Origin of the sequence: Macrococcus animalis (assembly GCF_047425875.1) — a bacterium.
GTDB classification, from domain to species: domain Bacteria; phylum Bacillota; class Bacilli; order Staphylococcales; family Staphylococcaceae; genus Macrococcoides; species Macrococcoides animalis.
In genome coordinates this window covers 1,430,887-1,452,128 of record NZ_CP179727.1, presented here as the reverse complement: position 1 = coordinate 1,452,128, position 21,242 = coordinate 1,430,887, and the positions used below count along the sequence as shown (strand labels likewise).

Genomic DNA, 21,242 nt, shown 5'->3' with positions numbered 1-21,242 from the left:
GCAGCTTTTCACTGCAAACGGTTTTATTCATGATATTTCACATCTTCAAAATATGCGTTATCTGGATTATTTTTTTCTAAATGTTCTATTTGCAGTGTTGAATGTCTTAAATTATATTTTTCGATTAATAATTGTGATAATTCATTGATAACTTGATAGTTCTTATCGTCTGTAGAAGGTTCTACAATTACGTGAGCTGTAATTGACAGATGATCTGTCGTAATTGACCATAAATGAAATTCATGAACATCTACTACTGCGGGATGTGATTTCATCGTAGCGATAATTTCATCCGTATTTAAGCCTTCCGGTACACTCTCCATTAAGATACCCCATGTATTTTTACAAATTTTATATCCACCACGGAAGATAATAATAGAAATAATGATACTTAAAATCGGATCAATTAAGGTCCAACTCGTGAAGTAAATGATCACAACCGCTAAGATGACGCCAACTGAATTTAATAAATCTCCAATAAAATGCCATAATGCACTTTGCACATTAATATTATCTTCGTCCTTTAGTGAACGCGTTAAGATAATTGTTAGTATAATGTTGACAATTAAACCAATCGTAGAGATGATAAGCATTAATTTCACGTCAACCGTTTGAGGGTTTAATATACGCATAATACCTTCATAAGTTATTCCGAGCGCAATAACGATTAAAGCTAATCCGTTAAGTAATGCAGCTAATATTTCTAAACGTAAATAACCGAATGTATATTTTGCAGTTGGTGCTTTCGCTGCGAAATAAATTGCGAGCATGGATAACCCTAAAGCAAGTACATCACTTAACATGTGCATTGAATCAGATAATAATGCCAGTGAATTAGATAATATACCTCCCACAATTTCAACAATCGTGAAGAATAATGTGATATACAGTGATACCCAAAGCGTACGTTTTGAGCCTTGTTGCTGTTTTAAATGTTCTACGTGGTGAAAATATTTTGGACTTTCTAATTGTTTTCTCATAATAATCTTCCTTTTGTTAGTGGTTTAATATTTTAGAATTTTCGTAAACGATTTGACCACCTAAGTGACCTGTGTAAGCTAATAATACACTGCCAATGATTGCAAGTACAATCACAGCGATATAAATTGATTTTTGATATTTGTGATTAAAGTGTGTGAATAATTTTAATGCGACTGCTATTCCGAACATAATCATTGCGTTTCGTGCCATGTCTTCATGTTGGTGAATTAAATGTTCTACCTCACCGAAGTGCATCTCAGCGAATCTCTCTCCGCTATCTCCTGTTAAGAAAGCAAATACTCCACTAATAAAACCTAATGTAAGCAAGAGTGTTCCTGCTAAATTTAATTGATTTCTATATTTCAATGAAGCAATTTCAAATAAAGTTCCGACTAGTAATAGGGCGATTGGGAAATGGACGATTAATGGATGTAAGGGCATATAGTTTGTTCCTCCTTGTTTTGTATTTTTTCTATATAGATAAGATAACAAGTGAAACTGACATGAAACTGACATTCCTTATTTATCGAAAATTAATCGTAAATTTTAATCCATTATCGTTTGTTACATCGACCGTTGCTGCGTGTTGATCCATAATTTCTTTAAATAACGCAAGACCTATGCCTGTACCCGATTGTGACGTATTCCCTCTATAGAAACGTTCAAATAGATGCGGTAAATCTTTTGGTGTAACGCCTGGTCCATCGTCACTAAAAATGAGGCAACGATTATTTAAATATAGCGTGACTGTCGGCTTGTCTCCATATTTTATTGCGTTTTCAAATAGAATCGAGAGTGCTCGCTTCAATGCTTGATGATTCCCTTTGATGATTGTATGAGATGTGATAGAATGATTCACTTTAATATCATGTGTTTTTTGGAAATAGTGCATACTTTCTGTGATAAGTTGGCTAAGATCAACTTCTTCTATTTGCATGTCTTGCTCTAGTCGCGTTAGCGATAATAAGTTTGTAACTAGTGCATTCATGTGATCCACTTCAGCTTTAATATCTGTTATCATTTCTTTACCGGTATCGGATAACTGTGCACCATCAAATTGCTCAATTACTTCAGTACCTGCTTTTACTACTGCGAGTGGCGTTTTAAGTTCATGAGATGCATCTTGAACGAATTGTTTTTGTCTATTAACCGCTAATTCGAGCGGTGCCATCGCTTTTTTTGAGAAGAAATATGTCATGAGTAAGATTAAAAAGAGATATAAGACTGTTAAACCTGTTAATATATTTTTAAGTTGAGATAAGCCGTGATAACTTTCAGTCGTATCAAAAACTGTATACATATATACAGATGATTGATTGTAGAGTATAACCTTTTTACTCGATACATAGTAATGTGACTGCAGTACATCAATATAATGATGTTGATATTCTTTGTCGTGCGAAAGTGTTTGGTTGATTTTTTGAATGAGCTTGCGTTGATACGCGGGCTGTTTAATAATTTGATTGTCTTTTGTAATAAAGTAAATTTGATTGGATTGTTCTTCTTGGTCGTTTTTCAAATCAAGATGAAGCCCGTTTGAGTTCTCATTGAAATGCTCTTTGTATTCTGAATTTAATATGTTGTCGGACTTCAGTTTCAACTGATAATTGATGCTTGAAGCTGTACTGATGTATGTAATAATTGAAAATGTAATAAGTAATATAAAAATGCTCGTCGCAAACATGAGATAGAGACCACGTTGATTAGGATGCATCATTGGTTAATGTATACCCCATGTTTCGTATGGATTTAATTTTGTATGGTGCAATCGTCGTACCTAACTTTTGTCTAAGCCGTTTAATTAACGTTTCCACATTGTTATCACTTACGACTTCATCAATTGACCACACTTTATCGAGGATAATGTCTTTCGATACAATGCCTTGATATTCCATCAGTAATATGAGAAGCGTATACTCCTTATTCGTTAAATTGAATTCAGTTTGATTAATATAGACGCGCTTTTTCGAAGTATCAACTTGTATTGGACCCACCTCGAGCATCATTGTCATTTGACCTACACTTCTACGATGTAACGCGTTAATTCTAATATTGAGTTCTTCAAACTCGAACGGTTTCACAATATAATCATCAGCACCCGTTTCGAAACCTGAAATCTTATCTTCTAATTCACCTTTAGCTGTCATCATAATAACCGGTGTTGTGATGTGACTTGCGCGTAATTGTTTTAAAATATCAATCCCTTGAATATCTGGGAGCATCCAATCGAGGAGAATCATGTCGAATCGGTCTGTATTAGCATAATCGAGTGCCTCTGAGCCACTTGTTAACCATGTTACAACGTAACTCTGTTTCGTGAGGAGTAGTTTCATCATTTTACCTAAACGTAAATCATCTTCTATTATTAGAATTTGCATAGTAATCTCCTTTAGCTTGCAGATAAAAGTTGATACATTGTTTTGAGTTGACCTAAGTGAAGCGTCATATGATTCGCTGCGAATTCGATGTCATCATGCTTCGTATTTAATTGTTGTTTCTCACACATTTCGCCAAGCAGACGCTTTGTTTGAGTTTTTAGCAATGATTTTAATGTTTCGAATGATGGAATCTGTTGATCAAAGTCTTCCGGACTCGTACCTGATTTGAAATATTTCGCTAATGAAGCGACTTGTGGATCTACTTCGTTCGGAGATAAACGGTATTCGTTCTCTACAAGAACATGACCTACCATCCAATAAATATTGTTTGGTAAGCCACTGATGATTGTCTTTGCTTCATCTTCTGTGATAGGTGTAATCAATTCGATAATTTGTTGTTCATGGTGTAAGTATTCCTCACCTACTGTGCCACGCACACGATCATCGACACCTAATACCGTTAGCATATCGTTTGTTTTTTGTTGTTTTTTCTTGAATATATTGAACATCTTTGTTCTCCTATATATTTTTTTAATAAGTGTAACAAGTAAATTTGTATTGCGCTACATTATTGTACTGATAACGATTCTTAAGTATTTTGAAATGAAAAAACATGTCCGATATCTTAGTAATATCGGACATGTCGGGTTGAAGATGTATGTGATTTCGAGGTCAAAATAAGCTTAAAGCTTATTTCACTTTCTTCGCTAAATCTGTAATATAGTTGAAGAATCCATCATGATCTACATCATATACGACACTTACAGGTCTTCCTTCTTCCATTTCATATGTTCTCCCTTGACTTGGTCCCTCAGTATAAACCCCAGATAGAATCTCTTTTGATTTCACAAGTTCAGGTTTACCTACTGATGCAGTCGTTAATACATCCCATAAGAAATACGTCGAATTCGTAATAAAATGAACTAATGGTGGCACGACTGCATAACTTACACCTAAGAAATCCACACCTGGGTATTTGCGTTCATTTGCCCACATTTGACGAATTGCCGGTGTAAGCGGAACTTGATTTGTACTTTCTAAAGCTACCATATCAATCTTGATATCTGTATCAAAAACCACACCTACCGCTTCAGGATCCCAATAAGCATTCCATTCTGCAGTTCCGTCATGCTCCGGCTCATGCACATTACCATCAGGTAAATATGTGCCACCCATCCATACAAGTTTTTCAATTTTTTCTGTAATTTTTGGTTCTACTTTTAATGCTTCAGCTAAGTCTGATAAAGGACCAGTAAATAAAAGAGTCGTTCTCTCTTTTTCATTCATCACAGCATCAATTAAATGTTGATGTGCTGGTACTTTCGATAATGGCGCATCAATTGATCCTTTTTCGTTAAGAATTGGCAATGCATCCATAAAGAACGCATGCATTCTCCAGTCTTTCGGAAAAGGATTCTTCCCACGAATAACTGATTTCGCAGTCTCTAACTTACCGTCACCAAATCGATCAATAATCTTTCTTGAAGCATATGTTGCAGGTTCGATATAACAATCAGCATCGATTACACTAACACCTGTCAGCTTTACGCTATCCATTTGTAATAATAAAAATAACGAGATTAAATCATCAACGCCACCATCATGGTTAAAATATACATTCGTTTTCATAAAAATAAGACTCCAATCTATTTTTTAATACCTCCCATTATATGAATATTAGGCAAGGTATTTCAATAGCTTTGAAGTCTTATTTTATGACAATTTGAATTTTATCCGAAGTAAAGTGCTGCGAATAATACAAGTAATATAAAGTCAAAAATATGGCGGAACATGTTTTCACGCCATGCATTGCGATCTAAACTATCTAAAAGTCCAAGGACTAATAATGCGGCAAATGAACAAACGATAATCATATTGAAGTTCATATCTGTAATTAATCGAATAATGATTAAGATAACGACCCCAATATTTAATATGTTGTATATTTGACCCCAAACAGTTGTTTCTCCAGTTCTTTTCAATCTGTTCACCTCTAAATGTTCGTTACGATACACTATAACATCTAATGTATTTCGTCACTAGTAATACGCTTAGTATTTCAAACAACATTGGGTATCTCTACCTTTTTCTAAATCAAACCTTTGTTCGTATCAATTTAAGGTAATTTAATTCATACATGTTGCTATTCGAAATTTAATTTTTACGATAATCATCTAATTTCGCGACGTGAGCGATATTTTTGTTTTTCCCACGTTTTTTTGATTTTCTCTTTAATTGTACTGGTTTTTTCTTATTTTTATTCTTTTTATCTTTTACTACTTTCAATTCTGGTTTCTTTTGTTGCGGAACAAGTTTAATTTCATTTTGTACTTCTTCACGTTTATGACCATTTAAAATCCAAAGTCGTGCTGAATATAATGCTTGTGCAATAACTTGCGTTAATGTGTCACGATCTTCAAACTTAACAAATCCATTTTCTTCAATATTATCAATATGTAACAGGATTTGTTCTGGTGTTTCGTTTGCTCGTAATCCGAAAAGAATTGTATTAATGATTAGTTTACCTGTACTTGTTCCCTTAAACGCTTCAGTAATACCTTCTTCAATATATTTAACTAATGTGTTAATCTCATCCGTTCGCTCAATATAGAAGTGATTTGTATATAATTTAAAATCTTCAAGTGCAGGAACATAATAATCTTTATCATGCGTTAATGCTTTTAAGTTTATGTTTACCTGTTCTAATTCTTTATGTTTAACACTACCTTCTTTAATCAACGCTTCGTATTCAGGCATTAGTGTAACAAGTTCTGCTTGAATTTCTTCTTCAGTCATCAATATATTGTAGTATTGTTCTTTTAAAATGGCTAACTGCTTTAAGCTCACAAATCCATATAAATTTAATGCACTACGATAGAAATGAATATTATCAATTTCCACTTTAAACTCTGGATGTTCTTGCTTATACCTTTGAATGTGTTCTTTCACATCTTGTGGGATAAATAATAATTCTGTACCATCTGCATAGAACAAGAATACATCATCTGGGATGTCATAATGAAAAACAACATAGTTCTCTTTTTGTTCTGTAATATTATCAAGCACCACTTTAAATCCGCTGTCGTATGTTTGTAACATTGCTTTTAAGATATCATAGTCTCCGAAGAATGTTTCAGTGATTAGCTTAATCAAATCTTCTTTATTCTTTGATGAAAAACCTTTGATTCCAAGATTTCGACAAATATTCTTTAATTCATCTTTCGATAAAGCTTCTAAATACCAATTAAGTGAGTTGTTATTAAAATTTTCAACGGCAAACTTTTTTCTTTCTTCTTGTTCTTTGATGTCGATTGTATTATCGTTCGTCATAGTTTATCCTCCGTGGCTCATTCTTTCAAATGAAGCATTGTATCTATTACATTAAGATTAAATAATATTATTATTTATATTTACTCTATTCTATCAAATATCAACCTGAGTTTAAATGTAACACTAATATTTTCTAATAAAAATGTAAATTGATACCTATATTTATTAAAAGCCTACTCTATATTAACTCTTATTAATTTTTGTTAAAACAATAGCATACAAAATTTTGAAATGTTGTATAATAGAATTAAATAAATACAGTAAAACATGATTCGCACTATAGTGTTAACGGTCCTATTATCATGGCCGATAAATATAAAGAGGAAGTGTCTATATGAAAAATGTAAGTATTATTGGTGGCGGTGTATTAGGAAGTCAAATCGCATTTCAAAGTGCATTCTTTGATTGCAATGTTAGTATGTATGCTAGAAGTGAAGCATCAGTTGAACGTATACAAGAAAAATTAGAAAAGCTTATTCCTATCTACGGTGCTTATTTTAATAATCCTAAAAAAGCACAAGCAGCACATGATTCTATTAAAATTTCTATGGATATGAACGAAGTGTTAGCAGATAGCGATGTGATGATTGAATCCATTGCCGAGAATTTAGAAGCAAAGCAGACTTTATATGAAAGTATTCAGGGTATTGCACCAAAGAAAACCATTTTCTTAACGAATTCTTCAACAATGATGCCAAGTTCATTCCGCGATTTCACTGATCGCCCAGATCGATTCTTAGCACTACACTTTGCAAACTCTATTTGGCAAAATAATATTGCAGAAGTAATGAGTCACGACACAACAGATCCGAAGTATAATCAAATTGTGATGGACTTCGCGAAACAAATTAATATGGTACCCATTTTAGTAAAAAAAGAACAGCCTGGTTATATCTTAAACTCATTGCTTGTACCGCTACTACAATCAGCAGAGATGTTGTATGCAAACGGAGTGGGTGACGTCGAAACTATTGATAGAACTTGGATGATTTCAACCGGTGCACCACTGGGTCCATTTGCAATTTTAGATGTCGTTGGTTTAACAACAGCTTATAATATTTCGTTGCAAGCTGCACAAGCAAATCCCAAGTTAAATGCCGTAACAGACATGTTAAAAGAGTATATTGATGCAGGAAAATTAGGTGTTGCTACAGGGGAAGGATTCTATAAATATCCAAATCCAAGTTATAAAGATCCAAACTTTTTAAAAGGATAAATTAAAGAAATTAACTCCGAACTGAATCATTCGGAGTTTTTTTGTGTTTTTTCTCACACCTCTTCTGATTACCTCCTCATTTCTTCGTTATAAATATGACATATTTTCAAACTCGCCGGTTTTTATAAGACTTTTACTATATATAGTATTAAGATGATTATGCAAACACAATATATAGTAGGTGATGAAAATGATGACACAAACAAATGATTTAAAAGATAGTTTGGAACGCTTGATTAATAAGACGCCCGAAGTTATTCACGAGAATGCTAATAAGGATGCCAATGTCTTCAATACGCTTCGTGATTTAACAGCTGGTACAGTAGCGAAGTCTCTAGGGCTAGAAATGTTACCCGCACATATTCGCGATGCACATTTAAATGGGGATATTCATTTCCATGATTTAGATTATCATCCGTACATGCCGATGACAAACTGTTGTTTAATTGATATTCCAAATATGCTCGAGAATGGATTTAAGATTGGTAATGCAAGTGTTGCATCTCCGAAATCGATACAAACAGCTGCAGCACAAATCGCACAAATCATCGCAAACGTTGCAAGTAGTCAATACGGAGGTTGTTCAGTAGATCGCATCGATGAAGTGCTCAGTAAATATGCCTCGCTTAATGCCAAGAAACATCAATCAGTAGCCGAACAATTTATTCCCGCTGATAAAGTCGAAAGCTATATTCAACAAATGACTGAAAAAGATATTAAAGATGCGATTCAGTCGTTAGAATACGAAATTAATACACTTTACACAAGTAATGGTCAAACACCTTTCGTAACATTTGGTTTCGGACTTGGCACGGATCAATATAGTGTTATGATTCAACGTGCTATTTTAAATACACGCATACAAGGGCTTGGTACGGATGGTGCTACGGCTATTTTCCCAAAATTAGTATTTAGTTTAAAAGACGGTATCAATTTGAATAAAACAGATCCAAATTATGCGATTAAACAATTAGCAATCAAGTGTGCCACGAAACGTATGTACCCAGATGTACTTAACTATAAAGCTTTAACCGAAATGATAGGTGACTTTAAAGCACCTATGGGGTGCCGTAGCTTTTTAAATGCATATCAAGAAGATGGTGAATTTATTAACAATGGCCGCTTCAATCTAGGTGTCGTTACCCTTAATTTACCGCGTATAGCGTTGCTAAGTAATACACCTGATACTTTTATGACTGAACTTCAATCTAGACTCAATTTGTTGCGTGATGCATGTCTATTTAGAATCAATCGATTAAAAGAAGCACTACCTCAAAACGCTCCCATATTGTATCAACATGGTGCATTTGGCAAGAAAATTAAGGCTTTTGAAGACGTATCTGTGTTATTTACAGGGCGTCGTAGCACTATTAGTATGGGTTACATTGGACTATATGAAGTCGGTGCACAGCTCTTCCATAAAGACTGGGAACAAGATTCTACAGCACGTGATTTTATACTGAATATATTAAAAACAATTAAAGCGTATGCAGATGACTTAACTGAACAACACGACATTCAATTTAGTGTTTACGGTACACCGAGTGAATCATTAACTGACCGCTTCTGCCGTTTAGACTTCGAGCGTTTCGGTGCTGTCGTAAATGTTACAGACAAAGGTTACTACACAAATTCATTCCACTATGATATTCGAAAAAATATTACGCCTTTTGAAAAGATTGATTTTGAAAAAGACTTTGCAAAATATTCAACAGGTGGCTTTATTCATTACTGTGAATATCCATCTCTTTCGCATAACCCTGAAGCTTTAGAAGCTGTATGGGATTACGCCTATACCCGTGTTGGCTATTTAGGAACGAATACTCCGATAGATCAGTGTTATGATTGTGGCTTTACTGGTGAATTCAAGCCGACAGCAAAAGGCTATGAGTGTCCGAATTGTGGTAATAACAATCCTGAAACAACTGATGTTGTCAAACGTACTTGTGGTTATCTCGGTCAACCTTTAAAGCGCCCTATGGTGAAAGGTCGACAAATTGAAATTGCTACACGTGTTAAACATATGTCAACGCGAGATGATTTACTATGAATTATTATGGACAAGGCTATATCGCAAAAGTAATGGATTGCGTAGTTACTGACGGTACAGGTATGCGCGTAAGTGTGTATGTTTCAGGTTGCAATTTTCACTGCCCAAACTGCTTTAATGCTAGTATCTGGGGATTTGACAATGGCGAACGCATCACAGATCAAAAAATAGATGAAATATTGACAACAATCGATAAAGAATATATTAGTGGTTTATCTATTCTCGGCGGGGAACCTTTAGAAAATTTAGCAGTAACTAAGCCCCTAGTTACTGCATTCCGAAAAAAATTTGGTCATTCTAAAAATATTTGGATGTGGTCTGGTTATATGCTTGAATATATCAGACATACACCAGAACTTGCTGACATACTCGATTATATTGACGTATTAGTTGATGGCCCTTTCGTCCAAAGTTTATACAAACCAGATTTAAAGTTTCGTGGTTCACTAAATCAACGCATCCATTATTTAAACAAAATATCCCAGCAACATTAAATACTAAATACGGTGCCGACATTATTCTTGGTGGTCATCCCCATGCACTAGCACCAATGAAACAGGATAAAGATGGCTTTATTATTTATAGTCAAGGCAATTTCTTTAGTGGACAGGGGCAAATGCAAACTCGTCTAGGTGGGATTCTTTCACTGGACATTGAGAAAACAGATGACGGCGTTAAAGTGGCAGCTGGAGAATTCTTACCGACTTATAACGAAGGGGATTACAATTCTGGTGGCTATAAAACAGTACCATTAATGAAATCATCTTTAGATGTAGCAACAAAAGAAACACAATTTAACTTTGTTAGTGATTTAATGGCAACTTATCAGTCAAATGTAAAAGTTGTGGAGAATTTGTCACATTAGTCACAAACACTTGAAATTTGAGTGGAAAAGATTATAATTACCTTCTAGATACAGAAAGAAGGTTGAGTATGTCTTTATCCGTTGAAGAACGTAAGATTACAAGCACTGAATTATATGACCACTTAAAAGATGCCGCATTATCTATCGATACAATTGCTAAACAATTTAACTTAACAACGCAAGACATTACAGCAGTTTTAAATATGAATAATACGCAAATGCTTACACCAGTTCCCATGAATGAATTCATTCATTTAGTGTGGGATGTTAGAGATTATATGAATAATGTACTGCGCACTAGCGGTATCACCCCTAAGCAGTATAGCTATTTAAAAGGTATGAAAACTGATTATTGGTTTTTAAAATAATGATTAAAGATGACCCATTTTGGGTCATCTTTTTTTTGTAAATTGACACTGTATCTTATTTACGGCGTGCTGATATTATTAACATCATTGGTCTTCTCAGTTCATCTTTCATTTCAGGCACTTCATCCAATAACTTCTCACTTGGTTCTGGTTCGGAAATTCCTTTTATCACGAAATCATTATCTATTAATACACTTAAATAATGCGATAGTGTTCTGTGATATTTTCTAATCTCTTCTCCTAAAAATATCGTCTCACGTTCCCCTTCCTTATAATAGTTATCTACCGGCCAGAACAACTTATTACCCTCTTCATCATATGCCCAGTCTTGGCTTCCTTCAGCGGTATAAACAGGATGTTCCACACTGAAAATAAACGTTCCATTTATCGTCAACACTTCCTTTACTTGCTCAACGATATCTTTAAAGGACGGTAAATAGTGTATTGCTAGTGAACTCATGACGACTTCAAACTCATGCGGCTCAAAATTAAGTTCATCCATTGATTGATTAATATATGTTATCTTATCTGCGTCTGGCTGAATTTGTGCACGTTCAAGCATTTTTTCAGAAATATCAATTCCAACAACCTTATCTGCACCTTGTTCCACTGCATACTGACAGTGCCAACCGTAACCACACCCTAAATCAAGTACTGCAGCTCCCTTTAATTCCGGCAGCATTGCTTTAAAACTTTCCCATTCGCCTGCCGCTTCTAATCCTTCCACTGAACGATTCATCTCACTATATTTATCGAACAATGACCGATTATCATATACATTATTGTCCATAGATGCTCCTTTTAGTGCTTTATTTAGCATTACTTTATCAAAGTTACGAGTATTTATAAAGAAATGTGAACATGAAATAAAAAAGAACAAACAATAAAAATCAAACGATTTTATATGTTTGTTCATAAATACTATGTTATTTTTCACGAGGCTTTATTTCAGTATCTATTGATATTTTTTCTTTAGATTGATTCTCTTCAATCGGTATCCCTTCAGTTCCATTTGCTTTATACATCACTATTTCAAGTGACGGCGCTTCATTTGTAGTAGTATACGTTTCTGCTTTAATTGCTGGTTCAACACTCGCTTCTACAAGCTCAGTTTCTTCTATAGATTGCACTTGATAATATGCTTTATTCAAGTGATTATGTCCCTCAGAAAAATCGGTATAACCATCTTCCTTTAAAGCCTCATCTTCAATTTGAATTGCAGAGGCTATTTTACCTAGAGATTGTATATATTTTTCGTTCGCTTTTTTCACTTCTAGATCAATATTTTTAATTTGTGGGATTATATTAGCAGATTGTGCTTTTGCTTCGTATTTCACAACAATTGTTTTTACTTTTTTAAGCTGTTGGTCGATTTCTTTTTTATTTTCATATAAAGTCATCGTGTCAATGACTTGATCCATTTCTTTTGAATAGTCTTTTACCGTATCAACAAATTCATATTTGTTTGAAATTGGTTTAACTTTTGGAGATTGCAATGCAATTTCATGTGAAATTTCTCTATTTAATTGTTTTATATTTTGTTTCGCGATTTTCTCGTTAATATTTTTATCTTTTTTTTGATTATTTTGTACAAATTTCATTTCAACTGTAGGTGAATTATATTCTACGCGAGGATTTTGTTGTTCTTTAGTAGGCTTTTGTGCCACCTTAGTCTCTGCTTTATAGCAGCCTGTGAGTACGAGGGTCAATATGCATAACGCAATAATGTTTTTCATGTATCCTCCAGATATATCCTTTAGATTATCAGTACTCACATATTTTAACATGTCGCCAACTTATTTGTAACTAATTTTGTAAAAATGATTTAACTTCATTAACAAAATCATCAAACTGCTCAAATAGTAACGCATGTCCACTATTTTCATAAATGGACAACTTACTTGCCGGCAGTAATGTCGCAAGTGCTTCAGCATCTTCAATCGGAACAAGTTCGTCGTGACGACCATTCATTACAAGTGTCTCAACCTCAATAACGTCAAGTTTTTGAGGATTGTAATCGACCGTTGAAATAATTACAGCATCTTCTTCTTGTTCTGACATCCCTACTTGTGTATCTTTCATTTTTTTATAATATTTATGTACTGTCTTAATGTCTTTATACATATAATCTTCTAATACTTTATTACGTTGCTCACGTGTCATTGTTCTCAAAATACTTGCATAGCGACTATGAAATTCTCGTTCAGATTCATAATAGCTCTTGATACCTGTGCTAATTAAAATAAGCTTATTTACATACTTTGGGTATTGAGAGGCGATTGTTGCTGCAACCATCCCCCCCAGTCCAAATCCTAAAAAGTGCGCTTCCTTGATATATAATTGGTCAAGTACTGTTAAGACATCTTCAACGTAATCATCCATCTTGATTTCTAATGGTTTATCGCTGTATCCGTGACCACGTAAATCGATTTTTATAATTTGATAGTCTTTCATAAAAGATGAATCAAATTCACTAAACATTGTCGTATTCATAAATTGGCCATGCAACATGACAAGTGGATAACCTTGTCCTATTCCTACCAACTCGTAATGTATTGCTGTATCGTTATTCGTTAAGGCTAAGTCCATACTTTATCCCTCTAGTTTCTTGTAATTTTTGCGAATTCTAATACGTTAGATGCTTCGTTATATTCATACGCATTCACGTACTCTACAGCCTTAATTGAACAATTTTCTTTAATTGTTACGTCGTCTGCACGTAATAAGTCGCATACAATATTCTCTACTGATGCATTCACAGCATCAACCTCACGTACGGTTAATAATGAATCTTGATCCTTAAAGATAATATTCTCACGTTCTGCTTTTACTGTAATTTGATCACACATGATATAACGAATATTACTTACTTCAGCTACTGCAATCGTAATATTTTCAGCGTTCAATTCTTCGTCTAAACGAATTGAACCTTTAGAGTTAAATACTGTTGTTTTTACCGGACCCATACCGATAAATGTGCCTTTATTTTGGATTTCGTTCGCCTTTAATCCGCGCTTTAAATCAATCGTTCCCTTATTATCGACTGTTTCAACAATAACTTCGCCCAAAACAACCAAATAACCTTGATCTGAAATTACAAGTTCGTTCGTTTCAAGTGTTCCTTCAACGACTAATTCACCTTCTACTTTTAAATAAGGTACATTTAGTTTTCCTTCTACTTTTAAAATGCCATCCTTTTCAACAATAACTTCATTTGCTTCCAAACTTGATGTTGCAACTGCGTTACCTTCTACTTTAATTGTTTCAAAAATGCCACCTACTACAGTTTCGTCTTTCCAAATTACGTTTGTCATCTAAATCGTCTCCTCATCAATTATGTTGAATAATTCAGTTAAATCTTCTATATGATAATTCATAATACGTTTGTCAGGTACTTCAAAATAATGATTGTCTTTAAACACAGTCTCCATACCAAGTGCATTTGCTGCTTCAACATCATTGATTGGGTGATCACCAACAAACATACACTCTCTAGGTCGAACGCCTAATTTTTCACACATCATTAAAAATATTTCAGGTTCAGGCTTTCGGTAACCAATCGCTTCTGAAATCAAAGTCTCTAAAACATACTTCTCTATACCCAAAACATTGATTATATAACTCTGATGCTCAACATTTCCATTTGTAATAATCCCAATTTTGTATCCTCTATTTTGTAATCTTGAAATAATATCTTTTACATTGGGATACCCCGTTGCAAATTTTGGATAATTCAGTTCAAAATCTCGTAATAAATCATCTTTTTCAATGAAATGAATATTAAGTTGGTCTAGTAATGCCTTGTACACTCTGTCCTTTTTCACATATCCATATTCGTCTAACGCAATAAAATAATTAATATAATCATTCTTTTGCACATGCGTAAAATATTCTCTAAAACGTTCGAATTGATCGTCTAGAAACAATTTTAAAGATGCCTCACGATTTAACAACGTACCATCTAAATCAAAAATAATTGCTTTGACCATGTACAACCCTCCAATTACCATTAGTATAGCTTATCTGATAAACTGAAATCGAATAATATGGTGAGGTGTTTAAGGTGCAATGGAAAAAGATTCGTCTAATCAGTGAGGAAGATTATAAAGTTTTTAAAGTAATTACAACAGAATTTTCACGTCAACATCATCATGGCACTTTCTATCAAATCCTTGCCCCAGACTGGGTAAATGTGATTTGTGAAACGAATAATCAGATTTTGATGATTCGACAGTTCAGAATTGGCATTGAAGATTATATATTAGAATTACCTGGTGGAATTGTTGATATAAATGAATCAAGTCTTGCAGCTGGGGAACGTGAACTTACTGAAGAAACTGGATATAATGGCCATGGACAAGTCATAGGAAACATGCGTCCAAATCCTGCACTATTTACAAACCAGTTAACGACGGTTCTCATAAAAGACGCTAAACAAACCACGCAAATTTCCCGAGAAATATTTGAAGATATTGAGATTATATTAGTGCCTATCCAACAAATTAAACAAAAAATAGCGCATGGTGAAATCACCAATGCGCTGACTCTAGCAAGCTTTATGCATTATTTTAGTTTATAGATTTCCTTTTCACAAAAATAAAGTAACATACCGTAAGCATAATAAACCAAATCGGTGTTAAGACGAGCGCAATACGCGTGTCTTGTGCTAATGTTAATAGTCCTAATAATATTGCAAAGAATATAAGTGTAACATAGCATCCTAACACCCCTAGAGGCATTTTAAATACCGATTTCACATGAAGTTCAGGATTCACTTTTCTGTACTTTATGTAAGAAATCATAATAACAGACCAAATGAAAATGAAACAAATCGTAGCCACACTTGTAACAAATGTGAAGACGTCTTCGATAACAAAGTTTAAGATTGCTGCGAAAAACATCACAACTCCTGAGAATAATAGTGCGTTTTGTGGTACGCCACGTTTATTCGTTTTCTCAAATGCTTGGGGTGCATAGTTTTGCTTACTTAAACCATAAACCATTCGGCTATTTGAATATACGCCACTATTTCCCGCACTTGCTGCAGACGTTAGTACAACAAAATTGACGATGCCTGCTGCAGCTGGAATACCAGCTAACGTAAATAAACTAACAAATGGACTCTCAGCAGGATTAATTTGATTCCATGGTGTAATACACATGATAATCAAAAGGCTTATAACATAGAAAATTAATATACGTATACCGATTGAATTAATGGCCTTTGGCAATGTCTTAGTAGGATTTTTCGTCTCTTTAGCAGCTACACCCACGAGTTCAATACCTACGAAACTAAATACAGCCATCTGAAATGCTAGTAAAAATCCATTTAAACCTTTCGGGAAGAAACCCCCATGATCTGTTAAATTATTCAACGACGCTACCGAACCACTTGGTGATTTAAAGTGCGTTAAAATTAAATAACTCCCAATAATAATCAATGCAATAATTGCAATTACTTTAATCAATGCAAACCAAAATTCTAGTTCACCAAAAATTTTAGCAGTGAACATATTTAATAATATTAATAATAAAACTGTAACGATGGCTGTAAACCATGCAGGAATATCCGGCCACCAAAAATTAATATATTTCGTGACAGCTGTTACATCTGCTATTCCTGTCATAACCCAACAAAACCAGTACGTCCATCCAGTCAAAAACCCGACGAAATCACCTAAATAATGATTCGCAAAATCAGTAAAAGAGTTATATCGTAAATCTGATAATAGAATTTCACCCATAGCACGCATCATCAAAAATAAAAATAGGCCTATTATTATATATGCAAGTAATAAAGATGGTCCTGCCAAACTTATACTTTTACCCGCACCTAAAAATAGACCCGTCCCAATCGCTCCACCGATTGCAATCAGTTGAATATGTCTGTTGTCCATTGAACGTTGCAATTCATTTGAATTTTCCACAATCATCATCCTTTATCCCTATACTATAGTAAAGCATAATCCTATAGTACATAAATCATTCAGACAATTCAATATATTTTTGAATTTTGTTTTAATATCACCCAGATTAATATTGGCATCCCTATTAAGCACATCATTATTGACACTGGTATCTGTATAGGATGAAGCAAGTTTCTGCCTAGAAAATCTCCTATTAACACCATCAATACTGCAACAAGTAATATTGAATTAAGTTTTGATATACGGCTTCCTTTGAAATTTAATTTCACAAAAGGAGGAATAATCATTCCTACAAATCCGATAATGCCTGTTATACTAATTAATATTGCACACATAATACTAGTAACTATTAGTAACATATAGATTATCGTTTCAGTATTCACACCTAATGCGATTGCACGGTCATTCCCTAATCCTAAAATTTCTATTTGCTTATGAAAACAATAAATTATGATGACACCTACAAATGTAATAGGTAATAAAATTAATAAATCATTAAAATTTACAGTATTAATCGAACCGAATAAATAGTTCATGATATGAGATGATTTTTGTGGGAAAATAAGTAGTAATACATACACACAACTTGAAAAAAATAGATTAATAAACATTCCCATCAAAATAAGCCATGTGGTCTGTTGATTGTATTTGTAATGATGACTTGCAAATAATACTATAAACAACGTCAATAAACTAAATACGATACTAAACACAGCAGTCATTGTAACTGTCATACCAAGAACTATTGCTAATGCACCACCGAAACTCGCACCGCTTGCAAGTCCTAGCGAAAAACTATCAGCGAGGTAATTGCTTAGAATTGTTTGAAATACGTAACCCGTAATTGATAAAACAACTCCAACTAAAATCCCGATTATTATTCGTGGTATTCTTATCTCTAATAAAATTGTACGATTTATAGGATTGTTTAAATCTAATAAGCCATGATTATCATAAAAAAGTGACAATAGTATGATGCCTACAATACATATTATTACGATGATATTATTTCTCATGTGCTATCACTTTCGCTATCTCTTCCATACCTTGTGCGATTCTTGGCCCAGGACGAGATACTAGATCCGCATTTACTGCATGAATTTGATTATTTTTTACCGCTTTGACCTTACTAAAACCATTTCGAGATTTTACTTCTTTCATTAAATCTTGATTAGAAATTTCACTCGTTGAAAGAATAATATCAGGATTACTTTTGACGATTGCTTCCATACTAACTGCTTGGTATCCTTCTATACCACTAAATATATTAACGGCACCAAGTTGTTTCAGTAAATCATTCATTAAAGTGTGATTGCCACCTGTGTAGATATCAGGATTTGATGATACTTCAATCAGAATACGCTTATCTTTAACATGCTTTTGATATTTTATAGCGATTTCCTTCACTTGTTTCTTTAAATCTTCGATTAACGCTTTACCTTCAGCTTGCTTTCCTGTCGCAACTGCAATTTGTTCGATACTTTCATATAATCCCTCAAACGAAGTTGCGTCATTTACTACTACGACTTTAATTCCTTTACTTCTGAGTTTCTTTAATGTTTTTTCTTGTGCTTTTTCCATCGATTCATGAGCGAAAATCATCGTTGGCTTTGCTCTTAGAATTGATTCATAGTCAAGTTTCATACCATCAAATTTTTCTTTGTCTTTAACTTGTTGCGGGTAATTATCTGAAGTAGAAACACCAATGATTTCTTTATAAACACCTAATTCATATAGTATTTCCGTATTACTCGGTATCAGTGATATGATACGTTGCCTATCTTTTGATTCTTGAGAATTCTCAATACTATTACAACCGGATGTTATCAAAATAAATGTAATTATTAGCAAGAATAGCGTTTTTTTCATAACTTCCTCCAAAAAAATTTTGCTTTGTAACATTATACCATGTTCCATAACTTACAAAAATTAAAAGAACAACGAATTATAGAATCCGTTGTTCTTTCATCTGTATCTTTTTACATCTTTTCTGGGCTTGAAACTCCAATTAAAGTTAATGCATTTTGTAATGTAATTCTAGCTGCTTCGATTAAAGCAACATGCGCTTTAGATTTTTCTAAGTCATCTGTTAATACTTTTTCAGCATTATAAAACTTGTGGAAATGTGATGCTAAATCTTGAATATAGTTAGTGATTCTATGTGGTGCACGTGCATCAGCCGCTTGCTCAATCACTGTTTCAAAGTCAGCAATACGCTTTAATAATTCAAATGCTTTGTCATTGGTAATTAGTGAGAAGTCAGCATCATTTGTGGGCACGATAGCATTTTCAGCTGCTTGACGTAATATTGAACAAATTCTCGCATGTGCATATTGAGCATAATACACTGGGTTATCACTTGATTGACTCTTCGCAAGTTCCATATCGAAGTCAAAGTGTGTATCAGGACTTCTCATTGTTAAGAAGTAGCGCGCTGCATCAATACCAACTTCATCCATAATGTCACGCAACGTAATTGCATTCCCTGTACGTTTACTCATTTTCACTTCTTGACCATCTTGTAATAAACGAACCATTTGCATGACTTGAATTTCTAAACGTTTAGAATCTGTTCCAAATGTTTCAAGAGATGCTTTTAAACGGTTGATGTAACCATGATGATCTGCACCAAATAAGTTAATTAATGTGTCATAACCACGTTCAATCTTGTCATAATGGTAAGCGATATCAGGCAAGAAGTAAGTGTAGCTACCGTCTTGTTTAATTAACACACGATCTTTGTCATCCCCAAATTCAGTTGTACGTAACCAAGTCGCGCCATCTTCTTCGAATAAATAGCCAATTTCGCGCATTTTCTCTATCGCTTTATCAATTTCTTTATTTTCATATAATGAAGTTTCACTGAACCAATTATCGAAGTGTACGTTGAATTCAGTTAAATCTTTTTTTAGTTTATCCATCTCGTAATCTAAACCTAATTTACGGAATGCTTTAATTCGCTCTGACTTTTCTGCATCTTTGTATTCAGGATGTTCTTCAGCTAATTTTTTACCGATTTCAATTATATCTTTTCCATGATAACCATCTTCAGGTAAATCCATATCTTGACCAAATGCTTGGAAATAACGTGCTTCAATAGAGTATGCTAAGTTTTCTATTTGTTTACCAGCATCATTAATATAATACTCTCGTAATACTTCATAACCTGCTGAATTTAATACGTTACATAAAGTATCCCCTACAGCAGCGTTACGTGCATGCCCAATATGCAAGCTACCCGTTGGGTTTGCTGATACATATTCAACTAAGATTTTTTCATTTTTAGGTTGTTCTGCTTTACCAAATTTCTCTTTTTTAGATAAGGCTTCTGTAATAATTCCTGTAAGGTAAGCGTTATCCATATAGAAGTTAATGAAACCAGGACCTGCGATATCAATTTTTGTAACATCCGCTTTCTTGATATCTAAGTTATCAACGATTGCTTGAGCAATTTCACGCGGATTCTTTTTAGCGAGCTTCGTTAATACCATCGCGATGTTTGATGCATAGTCACCGTTTTTAGTATCTTTAGGAATTTCAATCTTAATTTCTGGTACTTCCGTTACAAGATTTGCTTTCAGTATCGCCTGTTTAATCTCTTCAATTAAAGTTTCTTTTTGTTGTTGTACGATGTTCATAGCACTCGCTCCTTATATTCTATATCATATGTGTAACTGCCTAAGACAGTGTTGTTATTCTTAATTGTATATTGGATATATAATTTTCCTGACGTATCATCAGAATCCATCAACAGTTGATTCGTAGTCACTTCCATGACCGTCTTTTGATTGGCTAGGTGATACATGTTTTGAGTCGTTTCAAAAGGCACGAATAAAAAGTCTAACGTTAATTCGCCTTTCCGATTGATACGCACCCGTTCTGATTCAATTTTAACACGAACATCTGTTGAAATGTCATCAATGTACTCTTTATACATAATATATGTATTCATTTTTTTTAGTAGCGTTCCGACAACGTCAAATTCGAACATCTCGGTCCCCTCACTGTTCGTGATTTGCTGTTTAATATGAATGTCTATTTCCATGTTTATCACCCACTTATGATTATAACAAAAATTGCATAAAATTAAAGAAAGCAGGTATAAAAATACCTGCTTTCTTTAGTGT

Annotated in this window: 24 protein-coding genes; 6 read left to right on the top strand and 18 right to left on the bottom strand. The window is 33.9% G+C overall.

Annotated elements, in window-relative coordinates; genetic code table 11:
* Window positions 1-23: 23 nt before the first annotated feature.
* From ACMGE9_RS07600 to ACMGE9_RS07565, 8 genes are all read right to left on the bottom strand, one after another.
* Window positions 24-980 (bottom strand): cation diffusion facilitator family transporter, encoded by a 957-nt coding sequence (locus ACMGE9_RS07600; protein ID WP_414042205.1) that lies wholly within the window; start codon window positions 978-980, stop codon window positions 24-26.
* Window positions 981-996: 16 nt separating this feature from the next.
* Window positions 997-1,422: a DUF2231 domain-containing protein gene (locus ACMGE9_RS07595; protein ID WP_414042204.1), complete on the bottom strand. Its 426-nt coding sequence runs from the start codon at window positions 1,420-1,422 to the stop codon at window positions 997-999.
* A gap of 82 nt (window positions 1,423-1,504) precedes the next feature.
* Complete coding sequence (locus ACMGE9_RS07590) at window positions 1,505-2,698, bottom strand: sensor histidine kinase (RefSeq protein ID WP_414042203.1); 1,194 nt, start codon at window positions 2,696-2,698, stop codon at window positions 1,505-1,507.
* Window positions 2,685-3,359 carry a response regulator transcription factor gene (locus ACMGE9_RS07585; RefSeq protein ID WP_414042202.1) on the bottom strand — a complete coding sequence of 225 codons (675 nt, stop codon included), beginning with the start codon at window positions 3,357-3,359 and terminating at the stop codon, window positions 2,685-2,687. The genes ACMGE9_RS07590 and ACMGE9_RS07585 overlap by 14 nt, the downstream gene beginning before the upstream one ends.
* Window positions 3,360-3,370: 11 nt before the next feature.
* Entirely contained in the window at window positions 3,371-3,868 is a 498-nt protein-coding gene (locus ACMGE9_RS07580) for a hypothetical protein (protein ID WP_414042201.1), read from the bottom strand.
* Between the two features lie 181 nt (window positions 3,869-4,049).
* A complete protein-coding gene (locus ACMGE9_RS07575) occupies window positions 4,050-4,988 on the bottom strand; it encodes a nucleoside hydrolase (RefSeq protein ID WP_414042200.1) in 939 nt (312 codons plus the stop codon).
* A gap of 101 nt (window positions 4,989-5,089) precedes the next feature.
* Window positions 5,090-5,341, bottom strand: coding sequence for a hypothetical protein (locus tag ACMGE9_RS07570; RefSeq protein WP_414042199.1), 252 nt, complete (start codon window positions 5,339-5,341; stop codon window positions 5,090-5,092).
* A gap of 172 nt (window positions 5,342-5,513) precedes the next feature.
* Complete coding sequence (locus tag ACMGE9_RS07565) at window positions 5,514-6,689, bottom strand: Rho termination factor N-terminal domain-containing protein (RefSeq protein WP_414042198.1); 1,176 nt, start codon at window positions 6,687-6,689, stop codon at window positions 5,514-5,516.
* Between the two features lie 334 nt (window positions 6,690-7,023).
* On the opposite strand from ACMGE9_RS07565, the gene ACMGE9_RS07560 reads away from it, so the two are divergent.
* The 5 genes from ACMGE9_RS07560 to ACMGE9_RS07540 all read left to right on the top strand — a co-directional run bounded on the left by ACMGE9_RS07560 (window position 7,024) and on the right by ACMGE9_RS07540 (window position 11,188).
* On the top strand, window positions 7,024-7,905 hold the full coding sequence (locus ACMGE9_RS07560) for a 3-hydroxyacyl-CoA dehydrogenase (RefSeq protein WP_414042197.1): 882 nt from the start codon (window positions 7,024-7,026) through the stop codon (window positions 7,903-7,905).
* A 193-nt stretch (window positions 7,906-8,098) separates the two neighbouring features.
* Entirely contained in the window at window positions 8,099-9,955 is a 1,857-nt protein-coding gene (gene nrdD, locus ACMGE9_RS07555; RefSeq protein WP_414044472.1) for an anaerobic ribonucleoside-triphosphate reductase, read from the top strand.
* A complete protein-coding gene (gene nrdG / locus ACMGE9_RS07550) occupies window positions 9,952-10,449 on the top strand; it encodes an anaerobic ribonucleoside-triphosphate reductase activating protein (protein ID WP_414042196.1) in 498 nt (165 codons plus the stop codon). Before nrdD ends, nrdG begins: the two co-directional genes overlap by 4 nt.
* Before the next feature lie 56 nt (window positions 10,450-10,505).
* Entirely contained in the window at window positions 10,506-10,820 is a 315-nt protein-coding gene (locus tag ACMGE9_RS07545; protein WP_414042195.1) for a hypothetical protein, read from the top strand.
* A 68-nt stretch (window positions 10,821-10,888) separates the two neighbouring features.
* On the top strand, window positions 10,889-11,188 hold the full coding sequence (locus tag ACMGE9_RS07540; RefSeq protein WP_414042194.1) for a DUF2316 family protein: 300 nt from the start codon (window positions 10,889-10,891) through the stop codon (window positions 11,186-11,188).
* Between the two features lie 55 nt (window positions 11,189-11,243).
* On the opposite strand, the gene ACMGE9_RS07535 is transcribed toward ACMGE9_RS07540, so the two are convergent.
* The 5 genes from ACMGE9_RS07535 to ACMGE9_RS07515 all read right to left on the bottom strand — a co-directional run bounded on the left by ACMGE9_RS07535 (window position 11,244) and on the right by ACMGE9_RS07515 (window position 15,177).
* Window positions 11,244-11,978: a class I SAM-dependent methyltransferase gene (locus ACMGE9_RS07535; protein WP_414042193.1), complete on the bottom strand. Its 735-nt coding sequence runs from the start codon at window positions 11,976-11,978 to the stop codon at window positions 11,244-11,246.
* A 136-nt stretch (window positions 11,979-12,114) separates the two neighbouring features.
* The gene (locus tag ACMGE9_RS07530; protein WP_414042192.1) at window positions 12,115-12,924 is read right to left on the bottom strand and encodes a hypothetical protein; all 810 of its coding nucleotides are present in this window, start codon (window positions 12,922-12,924) and stop codon (window positions 12,115-12,117) included.
* Window positions 12,925-12,994: 70 nt separating this feature from the next.
* Window positions 12,995-13,777 carry an alpha/beta fold hydrolase gene (locus ACMGE9_RS07525; RefSeq protein ID WP_414042191.1) on the bottom strand — a complete coding sequence of 261 codons (783 nt, stop codon included), beginning with the start codon at window positions 13,775-13,777 and terminating at the stop codon, window positions 12,995-12,997.
* 11 nt (window positions 13,778-13,788) lie between these two features.
* A complete protein-coding gene (locus ACMGE9_RS07520) occupies window positions 13,789-14,502 on the bottom strand; it encodes a hypothetical protein (RefSeq protein ID WP_414042190.1) in 714 nt (237 codons plus the stop codon).
* Complete coding sequence (locus ACMGE9_RS07515) at window positions 14,503-15,177, bottom strand: HAD family hydrolase (RefSeq protein WP_414042189.1); 675 nt, start codon at window positions 15,175-15,177, stop codon at window positions 14,503-14,505.
* Between the two features lie 74 nt (window positions 15,178-15,251).
* Between ACMGE9_RS07515 and ACMGE9_RS07510 the strand changes: the two genes are divergently transcribed.
* Window positions 15,252-15,767 (top strand): NUDIX hydrolase, encoded by a 516-nt coding sequence (locus ACMGE9_RS07510; protein ID WP_414042188.1) that lies wholly within the window; start codon window positions 15,252-15,254, stop codon window positions 15,765-15,767.
* Here the strand turns inward: ACMGE9_RS07510 and ACMGE9_RS07505 are convergent.
* The 5 genes from ACMGE9_RS07505 to ACMGE9_RS07485 all read right to left on the bottom strand — a co-directional run bounded on the left by ACMGE9_RS07505 (window position 15,757) and on the right by ACMGE9_RS07485 (window position 21,160).
* A complete protein-coding gene (locus tag ACMGE9_RS07505; protein WP_414044471.1) occupies window positions 15,757-17,085 on the bottom strand; it encodes an amino acid permease in 1,329 nt (442 codons plus the stop codon). The two genes, ACMGE9_RS07510 and ACMGE9_RS07505, sit on opposite strands and share 11 nt — an antisense overlap.
* Before the next feature lie 98 nt (window positions 17,086-17,183).
* Window positions 17,184-18,131 (bottom strand): FecCD family ABC transporter permease, encoded by a 948-nt coding sequence (locus tag ACMGE9_RS07500; protein WP_414042187.1) that lies wholly within the window; start codon window positions 18,129-18,131, stop codon window positions 17,184-17,186.
* The gene (locus ACMGE9_RS07495; protein ID WP_414042186.1) at window positions 18,121-18,984 is read right to left on the bottom strand and encodes a heme/hemin ABC transporter substrate-binding protein; all 864 of its coding nucleotides are present in this window, start codon (window positions 18,982-18,984) and stop codon (window positions 18,121-18,123) included. The genes ACMGE9_RS07500 and ACMGE9_RS07495 overlap by 11 nt, the downstream gene beginning before the upstream one ends.
* Before the next feature lie 110 nt (window positions 18,985-19,094).
* On the bottom strand, window positions 19,095-20,753 hold the full coding sequence (gene argS, locus ACMGE9_RS07490) for an arginine--tRNA ligase (protein WP_414042185.1): 1,659 nt from the start codon (window positions 20,751-20,753) through the stop codon (window positions 19,095-19,097).
* Window positions 20,750-21,160 (bottom strand): DUF1934 domain-containing protein, encoded by a 411-nt coding sequence (locus ACMGE9_RS07485; RefSeq protein ID WP_414042184.1) that lies wholly within the window; start codon window positions 21,158-21,160, stop codon window positions 20,750-20,752. Before ACMGE9_RS07485 ends, argS begins: the two co-directional genes overlap by 4 nt.
* Between the last annotated feature and the right edge of the window lie 82 nt (window positions 21,161-21,242).

What these genes read in the sequence shown, in the direction of transcription:
- ACMGE9_RS07530 (WP_414042192.1), bottom strand. Translation starts at nt 12,924, where the DNA reads ATGAAAAACATTATTGCGTTATGCATATTGACCCTCGTACTCACAGGC.
- ACMGE9_RS07575 (WP_414042200.1), bottom strand. Translation starts at nt 4,988, where the DNA reads ATGAAAACGAATGTATATTTTAACCATGATGGTGGCGTTGATGATTTA.
- ACMGE9_RS07580 (WP_414042201.1), bottom strand. Translation starts at nt 3,868, where the DNA reads ATGTTCAATATATTCAAGAAAAAACAACAAAAAACAAACGATATGCTA.
- ACMGE9_RS07515 (WP_414042189.1), bottom strand. Translation starts at nt 15,177, where the DNA reads ATGGTCAAAGCAATTATTTTTGATTTAGATGGTACGTTGTTAAATCGT.
- ACMGE9_RS07560 (WP_414042197.1), top strand. Translation starts at nt 7,024, where the DNA reads ATGAAAAATGTAAGTATTATTGGTGGCGGTGTATTAGGAAGTCAAATC.
- ACMGE9_RS07500 (WP_414042187.1), bottom strand. Translation starts at nt 18,131, where the DNA reads ATGAGAAATAATATCATCGTAATAATATGTATTGTAGGCATCATACTA.
- ACMGE9_RS07545 (WP_414042195.1), top strand. Translation starts at nt 10,506, where the DNA reads ATGAAACAGGATAAAGATGGCTTTATTATTTATAGTCAAGGCAATTTC.
- nrdG (WP_414042196.1), top strand. Translation starts at nt 9,952, where the DNA reads ATGAATTATTATGGACAAGGCTATATCGCAAAAGTAATGGATTGCGTA.
- ACMGE9_RS07540 (WP_414042194.1), top strand. Translation starts at nt 10,889, where the DNA reads ATGTCTTTATCCGTTGAAGAACGTAAGATTACAAGCACTGAATTATAT.
- ACMGE9_RS07590 (WP_414042203.1), bottom strand. Translation starts at nt 2,698, where the DNA reads ATGATGCATCCTAATCAACGTGGTCTCTATCTCATGTTTGCGACGAGC.
- ACMGE9_RS07595 (WP_414042204.1), bottom strand. Translation starts at nt 1,422, where the DNA reads ATGCCCTTACATCCATTAATCGTCCATTTCCCAATCGCCCTATTACTA.
- ACMGE9_RS07495 (WP_414042186.1), bottom strand. Translation starts at nt 18,984, where the DNA reads ATGAAAAAAACGCTATTCTTGCTAATAATTACATTTATTTTGATAACA.
- ACMGE9_RS07535 (WP_414042193.1), bottom strand. Translation starts at nt 11,978, where the DNA reads ATGGACAATAATGTATATGATAATCGGTCATTGTTCGATAAATATAGT.
- ACMGE9_RS07600 (WP_414042205.1), bottom strand. Translation starts at nt 980, where the DNA reads ATGAGAAAACAATTAGAAAGTCCAAAATATTTTCACCACGTAGAACAT.
- ACMGE9_RS07525 (WP_414042191.1), bottom strand. Translation starts at nt 13,777, where the DNA reads ATGGACTTAGCCTTAACGAATAACGATACAGCAATACATTACGAGTTG.
- argS (WP_414042185.1), bottom strand. Translation starts at nt 20,753, where the DNA reads ATGAACATCGTACAACAACAAAAAGAAACTTTAATTGAAGAGATTAAA.
- ACMGE9_RS07520 (WP_414042190.1), bottom strand. Translation starts at nt 14,502, where the DNA reads ATGACAAACGTAATTTGGAAAGACGAAACTGTAGTAGGTGGCATTTTT.
- nrdD (WP_414044472.1), top strand. Translation starts at nt 8,099, where the DNA reads ATGACACAAACAAATGATTTAAAAGATAGTTTGGAACGCTTGATTAAT.
- ACMGE9_RS07565 (WP_414042198.1), bottom strand. Translation starts at nt 6,689, where the DNA reads ATGACGAACGATAATACAATCGACATCAAAGAACAAGAAGAAAGAAAA.
- ACMGE9_RS07485 (WP_414042184.1), bottom strand. Translation starts at nt 21,160, where the DNA reads ATGGAAATAGACATTCATATTAAACAGCAAATCACGAACAGTGAGGGG.
- ACMGE9_RS07585 (WP_414042202.1), bottom strand. Translation starts at nt 3,359, where the DNA reads ATGCAAATTCTAATAATAGAAGATGATTTACGTTTAGGTAAAATGATG.
- ACMGE9_RS07505 (WP_414044471.1), bottom strand. Translation starts at nt 17,085, where the DNA reads ATGGACAACAGACATATTCAACTGATTGCAATCGGTGGAGCGATTGGG.